This is a genomic window from Hoeflea sp. AS16, assembly GCF_038900095.1.
Classification (GTDB): Bacteria; Pseudomonadota; Alphaproteobacteria; order Rhizobiales; family Rhizobiaceae; genus Hoeflea.
Window position 1 is genome coordinate 181,681 of sequence record NZ_JBBMQQ010000006.1, and the last position, 14,708, is coordinate 196,388.

The following is a 14,708-nucleotide window of genomic DNA, read 5'->3' on the forward strand; positions in this document are numbered from 1 at the left end:
CGCGGGCCGCGCTTGTTTCGTCGAGATACCAGCTACCCGGCCCGGCAAATCAGGCCGGGCAGATAATTCGGGCTCTCTTGCTGCCACCGAGCTTTTCAACGAACGTGTTCATGGACAATTTGTGGCACGGACATGCATTGAAATCCATGACCGGCATGGAAAATGCGGGTGCGCTGTGATGCCGTTGTCGCGCGGCGCGAAAACGCATTGGTCAAAACGTACAATCAAGCGTTTGATTTTCGGGCCGTGTCAGGCTTGACCCGGCCTTTCTTGCCGGTCAGCTCGATCTCGACCGTGTCGCCTACGCCCTGATCCGCAGCTTCGGGATCGCGGTCACGAACTGTCCACCCCAATCGCTGATACAGGTAAGCTGGGTCCTGATTTCTGTCTCGATGTTCCATGGCAGTATTACCACCCTGTGTGGTTGGTCGGAGGCAAGTCGGTCCTCGCTGACGATCGGAATGTGCGAGCCGGGCATGTAACGCCCCTGCTTGGCCGGGTTCCGGTCAACAACGAAGGCGATATCACCGGCATCGGCGCCGGCGAAATTGAGAAGCGTGTTGCCCTTGGCGGCGGCGCCATAGGCAGCCACTTTCAGGCCGTTGGCGCGACAATCGGCAAGGAAGGCCCGAAAATCGTCGCGGGCGGTCTCGGCGGTGACCTGAAAACCGGCATAGAAGGCCTGGCTGTTCATTCCGGCGCGCCGCTCGGTTTCGAGCATGGCGCCCACCGCCGGAGTTATGCGATGCGCAGCCTGGTCGCTGCGGCAGGCAAACACCCTGAGGCTGCCGCCGTGGTGCGGCGTGGTTTCGATATCGAAGACCGTCAGACCGTTGGCGCTGAAAATGCGGTCGACGGCAAGCAGCGAGAGGTAGGAATAGTGCTCGTGATAGGCGGTGTCGAACTGGTTGCCCCGAACCATTTCATAAAGATGCGGAAACTCGAAGGTGGCAACGCCCGACGGTTTGAGGAGCCGTGCGAAACCGCCAACGAAATCGTTGATGTCGGGGACGTGGGCCAGCACATTGTTCGCGGCGATGAGGTCCGCCTGCTGTCCCTCTGCCGCCAGTTTGCCGGCCAGGTCCCGACCGAAAAAATCCTCGACGATCTCGATGCCTTTCGACCGCGCCGCTTCGGCGGTGCTGCGCGTCGGCTCGATGCCGTAGCAGGGAATGCCAAGCTCTTTGACATATTGCAGCAGGTAGCCGTCATTGGCAGCGACCTCGGCGACCAGACTGCCGGCGCCAAGGCCAAACCGGTCGCGCATTGCCCCGACATAGGATCTGGCATGATCGAGCCAGGTTCTGGAAAATGACGAGAAATAGGCATAGTCGCCGGAAAAGAATTCCTCCCGGTCGGCAAAATCCTCGGTCTGGGTCAGCCAGCATTCCGTGCAGGTGCGGATGACCAGCGGATAGCGCTTTTCCGGCCGCGACAGGTCAGCCTCGTCGAGATAGGAATTGGATGGTGGCGCCTCGCCCAGATCGAGGAAGGGAATGAATTCGGTTCCGCCGCAATGTCTGCAATGCATCATGAGAGCGGCCTCCCGGCATCGATCATCGGATGGGCGGCATCGCGTGCGGAAAGCCCGGTGACGGGCAAGGGCCAGGCAATGCCGAGCACCGGATCATCGTGCCGCAGCCCGGCTTCGTGTTCCCTGTTATAGGCGACGGAATGAATGTAGATGAGTTCCACCTCGTCGGTGAGTGCCTGAAACCCGTGCGCAAAACCTTCGGGAATATAGATGGCAGTGCCGGCTTCCGCTGACAGCTCGACGCCGACATGTGCGTGCTGCGACGAGCTGTCCTGGCGGACGTCGACGGCAACATCATGGACCGCGCCGCGGATACAGACGACGAGCTTGGCTTCTGCGTGGGGCGGGCGCTGATAATGCATGCCGCGCAGTGTGCCTGCCTTTTCGGTGCGGCTGTGATTGATCTGCGCCACCGGCCCGGGCCAGCCGATTCCGGCGAGCGCTTCGGCGCAGAAAATGCGTGCGAAAGCGCCGCGCTCGTCGGCAAACGGTGCGCGCCGCACCAGCACCGGGCCATCGTTCCGGCCCGGCATCAGCGGCGTCAATTCAAACGGAGAAGCACTCACCGGACGCACGCCATGGATGCGCGCTTGACGGCGTCGAGATAGGCGCAGCAATCAGCCTCGCACAATTCCCGCGCCCGGCTGCCGGCCAGGAAATTGCGATACCATTGCGCGGTCAGCGTCACTGTCCGGTCCAGACCCCAAAGACCCGAGACCCCGAGACCGGTTTCGGCCAGCGTGGGATCGAGGGCCAGGGCCTGTGCCTCGGCAGGGCCTTCCGGGGTATCGGCAAATTCGGTTCGCACATCGCCAAATTCGGCAGCTGCAAGCGACAGCACCTTGCGCACGGTCGCACTTTCGGTCCGCGGGCCGAAATTGTAGGCCGGAGCCACATCGGCGCCGGATGCAAGCCTTTCAGCAAGCAGCAGATATCCGCGCAGCGGTTCGAGAACATGTTGCCAGGGCCGCGTTGCCTCCGGCCGCCGGACCTTGAGCACCTCACCCGACGACCAGGCCTTGACCGCGTCGGGAACCAGACGGTCTTCCGCCCAGTCTCCGCCGCCAATCACATTTCCGGCCCGCGCCGTTGCAATGCCGCATCCCTCGGCCGCAAACCGGCTGCGCCATCCGTCAACCACCATTTCGCAGGCCGCCTTGCTGGCGGAATAGGGATCGTGACCGCCGAGCGGATCGGTCTCGACGAATGCGCGACCGTCATCCGAATTCCGGTACACCTTGTCGGTGGTCGTGACGACAATGGCGAGAGCGGTGTTCACCTGCGCCAGGGCCTGCAGGAGATTGTTGGTTCCGTGAACATTGGTGGCAAACGTGCCATGCGGATCGCTGTATCCGCGGCGCACCAGCGACTGGGCCGCGAGGTGGAAAACGATTTCGGGCCGCGCGCGGGCGACCAGGCCGGCGACATCTTCCGGATTGCGGATATCGACAAGTTCGCTCGCCAGCCGTTCCGGTGCATGCAGGTGCGAAAACAGCGCTTGAGGCTGCTCCGGCGCCAGCGAGCACCCGGTGACCCGCGCCCCCATGGCTTCGAGCCAGAACAGCATCCAGGCGCCCTTGAACCCGGTATGACCGGTGAGAAGCACCCTGCGCCCGCGCCAGAAATCGCGATTGGGAAGTCCCTGGATCACCAGCTTTTCCAAGGCGCGTTCCCTTCCGTCCAGAGCGCCTCGAGCATGGTCTTGTCGCGCAATGTGTCCATTGGCCGCCAGAAGCCACGGTGAAAGAAGGCGCGCAGTTCGCCTGTCTCGGCGAGTTGTGTCAGCGGCTCGCCCTCGAAACTGGTCTGATCGTTCTCGATGAGATCAAGCACCGGGTTGGAGAGCACGAAAAAACCGCCATTGATAAAACCGCCCTCGCCTTCCGGTTTCTCGATAAACCCCTGAACCTTGTCGCCATCGAGCTTGAGCGCGCCAAAGCGCGCCGGCGGCCGCACAGCCGTGACGGTGGCATGCCGGCCATGTGATTTGTGAAAGTCGATAGTCGCCGAAATATCAACGTCCGACAGCCCGTCCCCATAGGTGCAGCAGAAACTTTCTTCGCCCTCGAGATAAGGCGCCACGCGTTTCAGCCGGCCACCGGTCTGGGTGTTTTCGCCGGTATCGACAAGCGTCACCCGCCAGTCCTCGGCGCTCTGGCGATGGAAATGGACGGTGTTGTCGGACATGTCGAACGACAGGTCCGACATGTGGAGCGCATAGTTGGCGAAATATTCCTTGATCACGTAGCCGCGAAAGCCGCAGCAGATGATGAAGTCACGCAAGCCGTGGGTATGGTAGAGCTTCATGATGTGCCAGAGGATCGGCCGGCCGCCAATCTCCACCATGGGCTTGGGCCGCAGGTGGGTTTCCTCCGAGAGCCGTGAGCCCAGTCCGCCGGCGAGAATCACAACCTTCATGGCGTTACTCCCCGGCTCATCCGGCCACAGCCGCGACCATCCGCCAGCCCCGACGGCAAGCAGATGGTTTCAGGCTTCATTGTTGCCCCATGCTTCATGGTGCCCGATATTCCCCTGACAATCAGCCTCTGAAAGCTAGCGGCACAAGCTTTCCCGAGGCTGTAGCAAGACCGGACTGTAAGACGAGATGGACAGATATGGAAAGCCTGTAGCTTCCAGCCTCCCGTATGAAGCTGATCAGAAGCATTGTTCCGGGGACAGGGCTTGCCTATAAGTGGTCGGTGATGCTTGCGCGCTGCGCATGCGAAAGCCCAACCGCCATGACCGGCGCAGCACGAGGACGTTATGCTAGAAGAAGGCAAGCTTTATGTCGGCACCAGCCGCAATCCCGACGACAGCATCAACAAGGGTGAATATCTCGACCTCAAATATGCCAACCGCCACGGGCTGATTACCGGCGCCACCGGCACCGGCAAGACCGTGACGCTGCAGATTCTGGCCGAGAGTTTCTCCAATGCCGGCGTTCCGGTGTTCTGCGCCGATGTCAAAGGCGACCTTTCAGGCATCGCCGCGATCGGCGAATACAAGGATTTCCTGGAAAAACGAGCCACAACGATCGGGCTGGATCCATACGAGTTCCAGGAATTCCCGGTCATCTTCTGGGACCTGTTCGGGGAAAAGGGCCACCGTGTCCGCACCACGATTTCGGAGATGGGGCCGCTGCTTCTGGCGCGGCTGATGGACATGTCGGATGCGCAGGAAGGCGTGCTCAACATCGCCTTCAAGCTGGCCGACGAAAACGGACTGCCGCTGCTCGATCTCAAGGATTTGCGCTCGTTGCTGAATTACATGGCAGGCGAGACGGAAAAGCTCTCGGCGATGTACGGCAACATCACCAAGCAGTCGCTGTCCACGATCCAGCGCGGGCTGCTGGTGCTTGAGCAGCAGGGCGCGGAAAACTTCTTCGGCGAACCGGCGCTGAAAATCTCAGACATCATGCGCACCACCAATGACGGTCGCGGCGCGATCTCGGTGCTGGCCGCCGACAAGCTGATGATGAACCCGCGGCTTTATGGCACGTTCCTGTTGTGGCTGTTGTCGGAGCTGTTCGAAGAACTTCCCGAAGTCGGCGATTCCGACAAGCCGCGGCTGGTGTTCTTCTTCGACGAGGCGCATCTGTTGTTCGATGAGGCACCGAAGATCCTGATCGACCGCGTCGAGCAGGTGGTCCGGCTGATCCGCTCCAAGGGCGTCGGGGTGTATTTCGTCACCCAGAACCCGCTTGACGTTCCAGAATCAGTGCTCTCGCAACTCGGCAACCGCATCCAGCACGCGCTCCGGGCCTATACGCCGCGCGAACAAAAGGCGGTGAAGGTGGCGGCGGAAACATTCCGGCCCAACCCCGCCTTCGATTGCTTCGAAGCGATCACGCAGCTTGGTGTCGGCGAGGCGCTGGTTTCCACACTGGGCGCAAAGGGCGTGCCCTCGATGGTCGAACGGACGCTGGTCCGCCCACCCGCCTCGCGGCTTGGCCCGATCACCGAGCCCGAGCGGCAAAAGGTGATGGCGGTCAGCCCGGTGGCCGGGCAGTACGATACCGATCTTGACCGCGACAGCGCCTTCGAGATGCTGGCACGGCGTGCCGAGGAAGCGGCGAAGGCGGAAGAGGACGAGCGCCGCCGCGAGGAAGAGAAGGAACAGGAGCGGCCCGAAAGCAGGCGCTGGACCCTGCCCGGATATGGCGACGATGATGACGAGGACGAGCGCGGCCGCGCCAAATCCTCCAGGCGCAAGAAATCAAGCCGGTCACGCCCGGGCTACCAGCGTCAGACGGTCACTGAAACCGTGATCAAATCTGTTGCGAGGTCAGCGGCGACCTCGCTCGGCCGTGCGCTGGTGCGGGGCATTCTCGGCTCGCTCAAAAAGGGCTTCTGAGCAAACAGATCCATCTGGTCCGGTTTGCCCGTGCCGCCTTTAGCGGCAGGGCACCGGATAGGTGGTGCCAAAGCCATCCGGCTCGTCCGCTGTGGCGGGATCAAAGCAGCTGACCTGCCCAACACCGCCGGCCCAGACCTTGTGCGGGTCGATTGCCCTGAAGACCTTCGGCCTGACTTCCCGGCGCACTTCGAAATGCAGATGCGGAATGCCGCCGGCCAGTGCGCCGGTGTTGCCCAGCGTTGCGATCTGCTGGCCGCGCTCGACGCGGTCGCCTGACGACACTGCCCGGCTGTTGAGGTGCTTGTAGACGGTGGTGGTCCTCAAGCCGTTGGAACTCAACCCGTGGTCGATGGTGATCCGGTTGCCATAGGCCGGTTCGAAATAGGAATCGGTCACCTGGCCACCGGCCGCAGCAAGAACCGGCGTTCCGATCCCGTTGATGACATCGATGCCGAGATGGCCCGACCCGGCCGGGTCGCGGTAGAATTGCTGCGAGATCGACGGGGCACCCTGCGGCATTGCCACAACGAGTTTGTCTTCGTGCTTCGGCAGGTAGGACGAAGCCCAACCGGATTCATGCTGCACGCAACCTGCAGAGAGCAAAAGCCCCGACACGGCTGCGATTGCTGAGAGCATGCGAATACCGTGTCGCATTCCTGTTTCCCGGGCCAGCGCACCGGGGTCATTGGCCCCGGCGCAGATTTAGTCGTCATTGGCGATACCACGGACGGCCTGTCGTTCTCAACTGCCGGTGTTCAGCTCCCTGCCACGGGGTTGAAAAGGAAACAGCCCTGCGTGCCCGGATCATTCTGACCGGGTTCAGCGGTTAGATCACCAGAATCGGTGTGCGGGTTGGCACCCGATCATAGAGGTCGCAGATATCCTGATTGATCAGCCTTACGCAGCCCGACGACACAGCCTTGCCGATGGACTTGTATTCGGGGCTGCCATGCAGGCGGTAAAGCGTGTCTTCGCCATTCTGGAAAATGTAGAGCGCACGGGCGCCAAGCGGATTGTCGAGACCGGGCGGCATGCCGCCATTTGCGGCCGAATAGCGTTCAAGCTCCGGCTGCCGCGCGATCATTTCCTGAGGCGGAGTCCATTTGGGCCATTTCTGCTTCCACTGCACGATGGCGCGGCCTGACCAGGAAAACCCGTCCCGGCCGATGCCGACGCCGTAGCGCATGGCCCTGCCATTTTCCCGCACCAGGTAGAGAAAACGCTGAGAGGTGTCGACAACCAGTGTTCCCGGCCGCTCGCCCGTCGGATCAGCAACCTCCTGGCGCAGAAACGCCGGATCAATTTCCTGATACGGAATGGCCGGCAACGGGAATGGCTCGTCGAGCTTGGGGCCGTACATGGTGTCGTAATAGGACGAAGTGGCAGCCAGACCGGAGCCGCGGTTGTCCGTGGCACGGAAGACCGGCGCGGTCTCGGCCATGAATTGGCGGGTGGTCTGCGGTGCGGCGCAGCCGGCCAGCGTGGCGGTCGCCGCAGAGCCAAGCGCCAGGAAACTGCGCCGCGAAAGGGTGCCTGATGTCCGTTCACGTCCCGCAATGCCGGTCGAGTTCAGATCTTTGTGATTTGGTCCGGTCATGTCGCGGAAAGTCCTCAAGTCTCAAGAATATGGAAGTCGTCGCCGATATCCGTCCGGTAAAGTCCCCGGCCCGACTCAACGCGCTGGGGCACATTTGAGTTCCGATTGTGACTTTCCCACGCCTGGCTTGTGGCGAACTTGCCACAGGCTCTGCTTATGGTGTGACAATGTCGTGATCAGGCGCCCGGTAACCGGTTCAGCCGGCTTTCGCCCTCATTTGCAGTTCGGGAAAAAGCGCCAGCCATTCCGGGCCGATTTTCTCCACCGACCCGAGCCGCTTGAGGAAAGTCGAGCTCCAGTGGGCGATATCGTGCTTATCCAGATGAGCGTAGAGCGCGCGGTGCCGTTCGACACGCTCGCCCAAGGGCATTTCGAGCGCGGTCCTGATCGCTTCCGCGACATCCTGCGGATCATGCGGATTGACGATCAGCGCCTGTGACATTTCCTCGGCCGCGCCTGCAAACTGGGACAGGACCAGCACCCCCGGATCGTTTTGATCCTGGGCTGCGACATATTCCTTTGCCACCAGGTTCATGCCGTCAAACAACGGGGTCACCAGACCGACCCTGGAAAGACGGAACAGTACCGCCAGTTCGTCGCGCGGCAACGCGCGGTGGATATATTGCACAGGGGTCCAGTCGACGGTGCCGAAACGGCCGTTGATGCGACCAGCCAGTTGTTCAAGCTCCGACCGTATCGCCCTGTAGGCCTCGACATCATCCCGGGTCGGCGGGGCGATCTGCAGCAGGCCAACCTTGTTGTGGAACCCGGGGTACCTGCTCAGGAATGTCTCATAGCCTGCGAGCCGTTGCGGCAGGCCCTTGGAGTAATCCAGCCGGTCAACGCCAATCAACCGCGGCAGGGCTGGCGGCGGAACATTGACCGAGCCTTCCTCGGCCAACCGCCGGAAGCCCTTGACGTCAATGGAGATCGGGAAACACCCTATCACCACCTCACGGCCGTCGATCCCCATATTGCCGTTGGCGCGCAGTTCGCCGCGCAGGATGTGGCGGAAAATGTTGATCATGTGACCGAGATCACGCTGCGTCTGCACGCCGACGAGATCATATTCGGCCAGACAGCCTGCAAGGTCCTGCCAATCCGGAATGGCCTTGAAGGTTTGCAGGTCGGGGAGTGGAACGTGCAGGAAGAAGCCGATGCGGCTCATCACTCCCAGCGCCTTGAGTTCGTGCGCAAGCGGGATGAGGTGGTAATCGTGCACCCAGATCATGTCATCGGCGGAGACTTCATCGGCGATCAGCCGGGCCAGCCGCCGGACAACCTTGCGGTAAGCCTTGGCATAGCGGGGCTGCACATCGATCAGGTCGACCCGGCCGTGCAGCGCCGGCCAGAGCACAGAATTCGAGTAGCCCAGGTAGTAGTCACGGTAGAGATTGGGCTCCAGCTCGAACAGGGCGATGTCGAATTCCGGCCGATGATGAAACACAAGAGATGCGGCAGGAGTGTCGGTCTGTTCCGGCGCACAGCCGATCCACAGGCCACCGTTCCTGGCCAGCGCATCCTTGAGCGCCACAACGAGTCCGCCGGAGTCGTTCGCCCCGTCAACGGACGGCGCCCTGTTTGAAACAATGACAAGACGCCCCATCCCTAGGACTCCATCATCTTGGTCTGGGTGCGGAGCCAGTCCTTGAAAGCGGAGGGGCTGTGGGTCCTGTAGTGCGCACAGGTCGGCCCCTCGCCTATCTTGATGGTGATGCCGTCCTGTTCATTGACCCAGGAAAAGGCAGATTCGTCGGTCTCGTCGTCACCTGCGAAAAGAATGCGGCGGCCTGCGAATTCATCAAACCCGGTGATCCGCTTTACCGCATCAGCCTTGGAGATGCCCTTTGGCTTGATCTCAACCGCCATTTTTGCGGACTGAAGTTCGAATTCATCATCACTGCCGATCAGGCTGGAGAGGAATTCGCGTACCTTGCTTTCCATATCCGGGTGCTGACGAAAGTGCAGCACGACCCCGAACCTCTTGTCCTCGGCAATCACGCGCGGCTCCAGCACGGCGAATTCCCTTGCCGCTTTCTTGATGTGACCGAGGCGCGCGAGGTCACATTCGATGACCGGCAGATGCCCCGACGCGTGCCGGATTTCCGCTCCGTGTCCTCCGGAAATCGTCCCGGCAAAGCCGTCAAGACGGTCGGAGATCTCCTGCAGGTTGCGCCCGGAGACAATCGAGACCGCACCCTTGTGCTCCCGTACCAGATCATTGAGCAATGACCTCACGGACGCATCGACCTTTATCGTGTCGGGGGTCGGCGCGATATCGACGAGTGTCCCGTCGAAATCAAGAAACAGAGCGGTTTCATCTGCGTTGATGGACAGCCGCTCAAGGTCTTCGGGCGGATCTGTTTCGGGCACAAACCCGACCATACTGTAGTAGTCCCACTGGTTTGACATGGCTGAAAAGCTCTCTCCAGATATGCTTTACAACGGTAAAATCTGACAAAACAACGGCAAAACCGGACGAATGTTCCACTTCATTCCAAAAACTGCATCCGGTCGCGCATCGACAGGCAGTTGTACAACTCAGGCTCTTCCGGCTTGCGGAAGAACATCCATGACCGCCGCTATTCGACGCCATTGAGATCCGGCAGAATCAGTGACGGAGACAGGTCGCGATACTCATCGGGCATCCTGGCCCGGTTGATCCAGACCGTGCGAAATCCGAACTTGGTGGCGCCGGCGACATCCCAGCGGTTGGACGACTGGAACGACACCGCGCCCGGGTAGAGCCGGTAGGCGGTCGTGACCATGTCATAGACTGCCGGGTCGGTCTTGAAAGTCTGGAGTTCGTCGACGGAGAAGACATCGTCGATGACGGTGTCGAGCGCGGCGTTCCTGACAGCCGAATCCAGCATCTTCACGGACCCGTTGGACAGAATTGCCACGCGCGCACCGGTGGCTTTCAGCGCCTTCAGCACGGCAGGAACCTCCGGATAACAATCAAGCTTGAAATAGGCGTCGAGCAATTGCGGCCTGAGGCTCTTGTCGGCACTCGGGACCCGTTCGAAAGCATGATCGAGCGCTTCTTCGGTCAAGGCCCAGAAGTCGCGCCACTGCCCCATCAGCGCCCGCGTCCAGGAATATTCCAGCTGTTTGGCACGCCAGATCTCCGACAGGAGCTGGCCGTCCGGCCCGACAGCCTCCGCATGGCGACGCACCGCGGAGTGGACATCAAACAGGGTTCCATAGGCATCAAAAACGTATGCGGCATAGGACATGTCATTATTCCTCTTGCAAGGTCCCTACGATGCCCGTGTTGCACTGCAACAGTCAAGCATCAACCGGCTGCTTCGGGCTGAACAACTGCCGGGTCCAAAAATTTCCTGCCGCGGCCACCATGCGCAAGGATCGTGCGATTGACCGCACGCTGCCTGCTTGTCGCGCGGCGATGACTTGACGGCAGGGGCAGCGGCGGTCGAATGTCGGTTCATACATAACGTCACCGGCAGGAGGAAATCATGGCCGTCAACACACAAGCCCGCACCAAGACCTGGACCTATGTCGATGGCGAGTGGCTTGAAGGCAATCCGCCGCTGATCGGGCCTGTCAGCCATGCCATGTGGCTGGGTTCGACGGTGTTTGACGGTGCACGCTGGTTTGATGGCGTTGCTCCCGATCTCGACCTGCACTGTGCGCGGGTCAACCGCTCGGCCAATGCGCTGGGAATGCGCGCCACCATGGAAGCCGACGCGATCGAAGCGCTGGCACGTGAAGGGCTGAAAAAATTCGACGGCAAGACTGCCGTCTACATCAAGCCGATGTACTGGGCCGAACACGGCGGCTACATGTCGGTACCGGCCGATCCGGACTCGACGCGGTTCTGCCTGTGCCTGTTCGAAAGCCCGATGATCGCCTCCTCCGGATTTTCGGTGACTGTCTCGCCGTTCCGGCGGCCGACCTACGAGACCGCACCGACCAATGCCAAGGCGGGCTGCCTCTACCCCAACAACGGCCGGGCGGTGATGGAAGCCAAGTCACGCGGCTTCGACAATGCGCTGGTGCTCGACATGCTGGGCAATGTTGCCGAGACCGGCACATCCAACATCTTCATGGTCAAGGACGGCGTGGTGTTCACGCCGGCGCCGAACGGCACGTTCCTGACCGGCATCACCCGGTCGCGCACCATGAACCTTCTGCGCGAGGCAGGCACGGAAGTGATCGAGAAAACGCTCAGCGTTGCCGATTTCATGGATGCCGACGAGATCTTTACGACCGGCAACCACTCCAAGGTGGTTCCGGTGATCCGTATCGAGGATCGCGAACTGCAAGCCGGACCGACCGGCCGCAAGGCCAGGGAACTCTACATGGACTGGGCCCACGGCTGAGACGCCGGGCCGGAAGACAGGAAGATCAGCATGAGCGACAGACGCAAGCATTCCACCGGATCGCCGTTCGAGAAGGCGGCGGCCTATTCCCGCGCTGTCAGGCAGGGGCCGTTCATTCACGTGGCGGGCACCACTGGCTATGATTACGAGGCGATGGAGATGCCGGCCAATGTCGCCGACCAGGCGCGCAACTGCTTTACCACCATCGCCGCATCGCTGGCGGCTCTCGATGCCAGCCTGAGCGATGTGGTCCGGGTGAGATACTATGTCACCAAGCCCGAATATTTCGAAGCGGTAGCGCCGGTGCTGGCCGAACATCTGGGCGGCATCGACCCGGCGGCAACGATGATTGTCTGCCAGTTGATCCGTCCGGAAATGCTGATCGAGATCGAGGTCACCGCGCAGGTGGCGTGAGAGCGGGAGCGGGTCAGACCCGGATCTCGCCGCCCATCTCGTCCTCGATATGAATACGAATGATCTCGTCGAATGAGGATTCGGCCCTGAACCCGAGTGCCAGGGCCCTTTCCGCTGCAAAGCCGCGCGGCCAGTTGGAGACAATGCGCAGGATTTCGGGGGCAGGCTCGTGGCGAATGAGCGCCACCGCCTTGTCGCCGGCAATCGCCCGCAGCGCCTCGATCTGTTCTGCCACGGTGGCGGATATTCCGGGCATGTTGAGCGCCCGCCGGTGGCCGACGGGGCCGGTGTCCATGGTTGCTGCGTGGGTGAGGAAGCCCACTGCCGCGCGCGGACTTGCATGCCAGTGACGGACGGTATCGGGAACCGGCAAGATTGCGGGCTTGCCGGCCAGCGGTTCGCGCAGGATGCCGGAGAAAAAGCCGGATGCCGCCGCGTTGGGCAGGCCCGGACGGATGCAAATGGTCGGCAGGCGGATTGCCATGCCGTCGAAAAAACCGCGGCGGGTATAGTCCTGCAGCAACAGCTCGCCGATTACCTTCTGCGTCCCATAACTGGTCAGCGGCGCATTCAGGAACGTGTCGTCAATCTCGTCGGGCAGCGGCGCGCCAAAGGCGGCAACCGAGGAGGCAAACACCAGCCGCGGGCGATAGGCGCTTGTCTGTGAAAGATGCCGGACGGCATCGAACAGGTAGCGGGTGCCATCGAGGTTGATCCGGTAGCCCTTGTCGAAATCCTGCTCCGCCTCACCCGAGACGATGGCTGCCAGGTGGACGATCACATCAGGCCGTCCGGAAACCAGTTGCGGGGCCGAACGGGGATCGGAAATGTCGAGCGCCAGGCTCGCAACCTCGCCGGAGAAGCCGGCCGGGGTTTCCGGTTCAACCGTGTCGGCCAGCGTCAGCTTGCTCACGTTGTGAGCGCCCAACGCTCCCGAGCGCGCGATCGCATCCGTAAATTTGCGGCCAATCATTCCTGCCGCACCGATTACCAGGACATGCATTCAAACTCTCCCCCACGGCTTGCTGCGGCCGGAACGGTAGGGCTTCAAGCAGCCGAGCGCAAATGCAGAAATCAGCATGACAGCAAGCCGCACAAAGGCAGGCGCGGCTCGACCGGGATTGCCCGTCACCACGGACGGCTGGAAATGCGGTCGCGATCGAGGCAACGCCAGAGACCACGTGGCGGCCACGCCGGGGGAGCATACCCGGCATGCTGCAGGGCATGCAGCCACCCGGGCGGGTGAAACCTTGCGAGCCGGTTGCATTGCCTGAGCGAATCCCGTTGATTGCGGTCCGGGGTAATTGTCGCCATGGCGAAGTTGACCTCGCCCACTCCCTGATCAGACAGGCTTCCACGCAGGTCTGAGCCTGCCTGACTCAATGGAGAGCCGCGCACATGCCCCAAACCTACCGGCCGCTCCAGGCAGCACTTTGGATGTGCGGCTCGATCACATCGTTTTCGGCGATGGCGGTTGCGGGCCGCTATGTCTCCCAGGTTCACTCGACTTTCGAGATCATGGCATTCCGGTCGCTTGTCGGCCTTTTCATTGTGCTGGCGCTCGGCGCGGCCAGCCGCAGGCTTGGCGAGATCCGGCGCGAGCGGCTGAAGCAGCATTTCTTCAGGAACCTGTTCCACTTCACCGGACAGAACCTCTGGTTCTTCGCCCTGGCGTCAATTCCGCTGGCGCAAGTGTTCGCGCTTGAATTCACCACGCCGATCTGGGTGATCGTTCTGAGTTTCGTCTTTCTCGGCGAGAGGCTGACCGGCTCGAGAATCCTTGCCGCCGGCCTGGGCTTCCTCGGCATCCTGGTGGTCGCCAGACCGGACTTCGGCGCACTGGAGCCCGGATTGATCACGGCGGCAATCGCGGCGGTGTTCTTTGCCGCGACCATCATCATGACCAAGGCCCTGACCCGGCACGAAAGCATCGTGTCGATCCTGTTCTGGCTGACCGGCTTTCAGCTTTGCTTCGGTGTTGTCGCCCTGGTGCTGGCGGGATCGGTGACCTGGCCGACGGTGACCACCCTTCCCTGGCTCATGGTGATCGGCGCCACGGGCCTGATGGCGCATTACTGCCTGACCACTGCGCTGTCGCTGGCGCCGGCGAGCTTCGTCATGCCGATCGACTTTGCCCGGCTGCCGCTGATTGTCATCGTCGGCGCAATCCTGTTCGGCGAAAAGGCCGACGCCTTCATCCTGCTCGGCGGCGGCATCATCATCCTGGCCAACTGGATCAACCTGCGCCGCGGAAAGCCCGTGGCGGCAGCGACGACGACATAGAAGCTGGAAGCTGCGGGAAAAGGTGGGAAATGGTGCCGCTTACGTGACTCGAACACGTGACCCCGTCATTACGAATGACGTGCTCTACCAACTGAGCTAAAGCGGCATACCAGTTCACTGCGGGATTGGCGGTTGAGGTCCGTTCCCGCGGAATGGTGCGCAGATACCGTGATTGCCGCGC

Annotated in this window: 14 protein-coding genes and 1 tRNA gene; 4 read left to right on the forward strand and 11 right to left on the reverse strand. The window is 61.6% G+C overall.

The genetic code is table 11. The features are described from left to right. Positions 1-301 precede the first annotated feature (301 nt). From WNY80_RS15970 to rfbF, 4 genes are read right to left on the reverse strand one after another with little or no spacing between them, the layout of a single operon-like run. The gene (locus WNY80_RS15970; RefSeq protein WP_342888461.1) at positions 302-1,531 is read right to left on the reverse strand and encodes a class I SAM-dependent methyltransferase; all 1,230 of its coding nucleotides are present in this window, start codon (positions 1,529-1,531) and stop codon (positions 302-304) included. After that, positions 1,531-2,100, reverse strand: coding sequence for a dTDP-4-dehydrorhamnose 3,5-epimerase (gene rfbC / locus WNY80_RS15975; protein WP_342888391.1), 570 nt, complete (start codon positions 2,098-2,100; stop codon positions 1,531-1,533). Before rfbC ends, WNY80_RS15970 begins: the two co-directional genes overlap by 1 nt. Continuing rightward, entirely contained in the window at positions 2,097-3,197 is a 1,101-nt protein-coding gene (rfbG, locus tag WNY80_RS15980; protein WP_342888392.1) for a CDP-glucose 4,6-dehydratase, read from the reverse strand. The genes rfbC and rfbG overlap by 4 nt, the downstream gene beginning before the upstream one ends. Beyond that, positions 3,182-3,952 (reverse strand): glucose-1-phosphate cytidylyltransferase, encoded by a 771-nt coding sequence (rfbF, locus tag WNY80_RS15985; RefSeq protein WP_342888393.1) that lies wholly within the window; start codon positions 3,950-3,952, stop codon positions 3,182-3,184. Before rfbF ends, rfbG begins: the two co-directional genes overlap by 16 nt. A 345-nt stretch (positions 3,953-4,297) precedes the next feature. Between rfbF and WNY80_RS15990 the strand changes: the two genes are divergently transcribed. After that, entirely contained in the window at positions 4,298-5,887 is a 1,590-nt protein-coding gene (locus WNY80_RS15990) for a helicase HerA-like C-terminal domain-containing protein (RefSeq protein ID WP_342888394.1), read from the forward strand. 39 nt (positions 5,888-5,926) lie between these two features. On the opposite strand, the gene WNY80_RS15995 is transcribed toward WNY80_RS15990, so the two are convergent. The 5 genes from WNY80_RS15995 to WNY80_RS16015 all read right to left on the reverse strand — a co-directional run bounded on the left by WNY80_RS15995 (position 5,927) and on the right by WNY80_RS16015 (position 10,723). Next, positions 5,927-6,544 (reverse strand): M23 family metallopeptidase, encoded by a 618-nt coding sequence (locus WNY80_RS15995; RefSeq protein WP_342888395.1) that lies wholly within the window; start codon positions 6,542-6,544, stop codon positions 5,927-5,929. 172 nt (positions 6,545-6,716) lie between these two features. Continuing rightward, positions 6,717-7,487, reverse strand: a complete 771-nt coding sequence (locus tag WNY80_RS16000; protein WP_342888396.1) for a L,D-transpeptidase — start codon at positions 7,485-7,487, stop codon at positions 6,717-6,719. Between the two features lie 196 nt (positions 7,488-7,683). Beyond that, the gene (locus tag WNY80_RS16005) at positions 7,684-9,093 is read right to left on the reverse strand and encodes a trehalose-6-phosphate synthase (RefSeq protein WP_342888397.1); all 1,410 of its coding nucleotides are present in this window, start codon (positions 9,091-9,093) and stop codon (positions 7,684-7,686) included. Positions 9,094-9,095: 2 nt separating this feature from the next. Further along, positions 9,096-9,899, reverse strand: coding sequence for a trehalose-phosphatase (gene otsB, locus WNY80_RS16010; protein WP_342888398.1), 804 nt, complete (start codon positions 9,897-9,899; stop codon positions 9,096-9,098). A gap of 170 nt (positions 9,900-10,069) precedes the next feature. Further along, complete coding sequence (locus WNY80_RS16015) at positions 10,070-10,723, reverse strand: haloacid dehalogenase type II (protein ID WP_342888399.1); 654 nt, start codon at positions 10,721-10,723, stop codon at positions 10,070-10,072. 240 nt (positions 10,724-10,963) lie between these two features. On the opposite strand from WNY80_RS16015, the gene WNY80_RS16020 reads away from it, so the two are divergent. Together WNY80_RS16020 and WNY80_RS16025 are read left to right on the forward strand one after the other, a co-directional pair. Continuing rightward, on the forward strand, positions 10,964-11,830 hold the full coding sequence (locus WNY80_RS16020; protein WP_342888400.1) for a branched-chain amino acid aminotransferase: 867 nt from the start codon (positions 10,964-10,966) through the stop codon (positions 11,828-11,830). Positions 11,831-11,860: 30 nt separating this feature from the next. After that, on the forward strand, positions 11,861-12,244 hold the full coding sequence (locus WNY80_RS16025; protein ID WP_342888401.1) for a RidA family protein: 384 nt from the start codon (positions 11,861-11,863) through the stop codon (positions 12,242-12,244). A 13-nt stretch (positions 12,245-12,257) separates the two neighbouring features. On the opposite strand, the gene denD is transcribed toward WNY80_RS16025, so the two are convergent. Next, positions 12,258-13,247, reverse strand: a complete 990-nt coding sequence (gene denD, locus WNY80_RS16030) for a D-erythronate dehydrogenase (RefSeq protein ID WP_342888402.1) — start codon at positions 13,245-13,247, stop codon at positions 12,258-12,260. Positions 13,248-13,642: 395 nt separating this feature from the next. On the opposite strand from denD, the gene WNY80_RS16035 reads away from it, so the two are divergent. Further along, on the forward strand, positions 13,643-14,527 hold the full coding sequence (locus tag WNY80_RS16035) for a DMT family transporter (protein ID WP_342888403.1): 885 nt from the start codon (positions 13,643-13,645) through the stop codon (positions 14,525-14,527). A gap of 30 nt (positions 14,528-14,557) precedes the next feature. Here the strand turns inward: WNY80_RS16035 and WNY80_RS16040 are convergent. Then, a tRNA-Thr gene (locus WNY80_RS16040) sits at positions 14,558-14,633 on the reverse strand. Between the last annotated feature and the right edge of the window lie 75 nt (positions 14,634-14,708).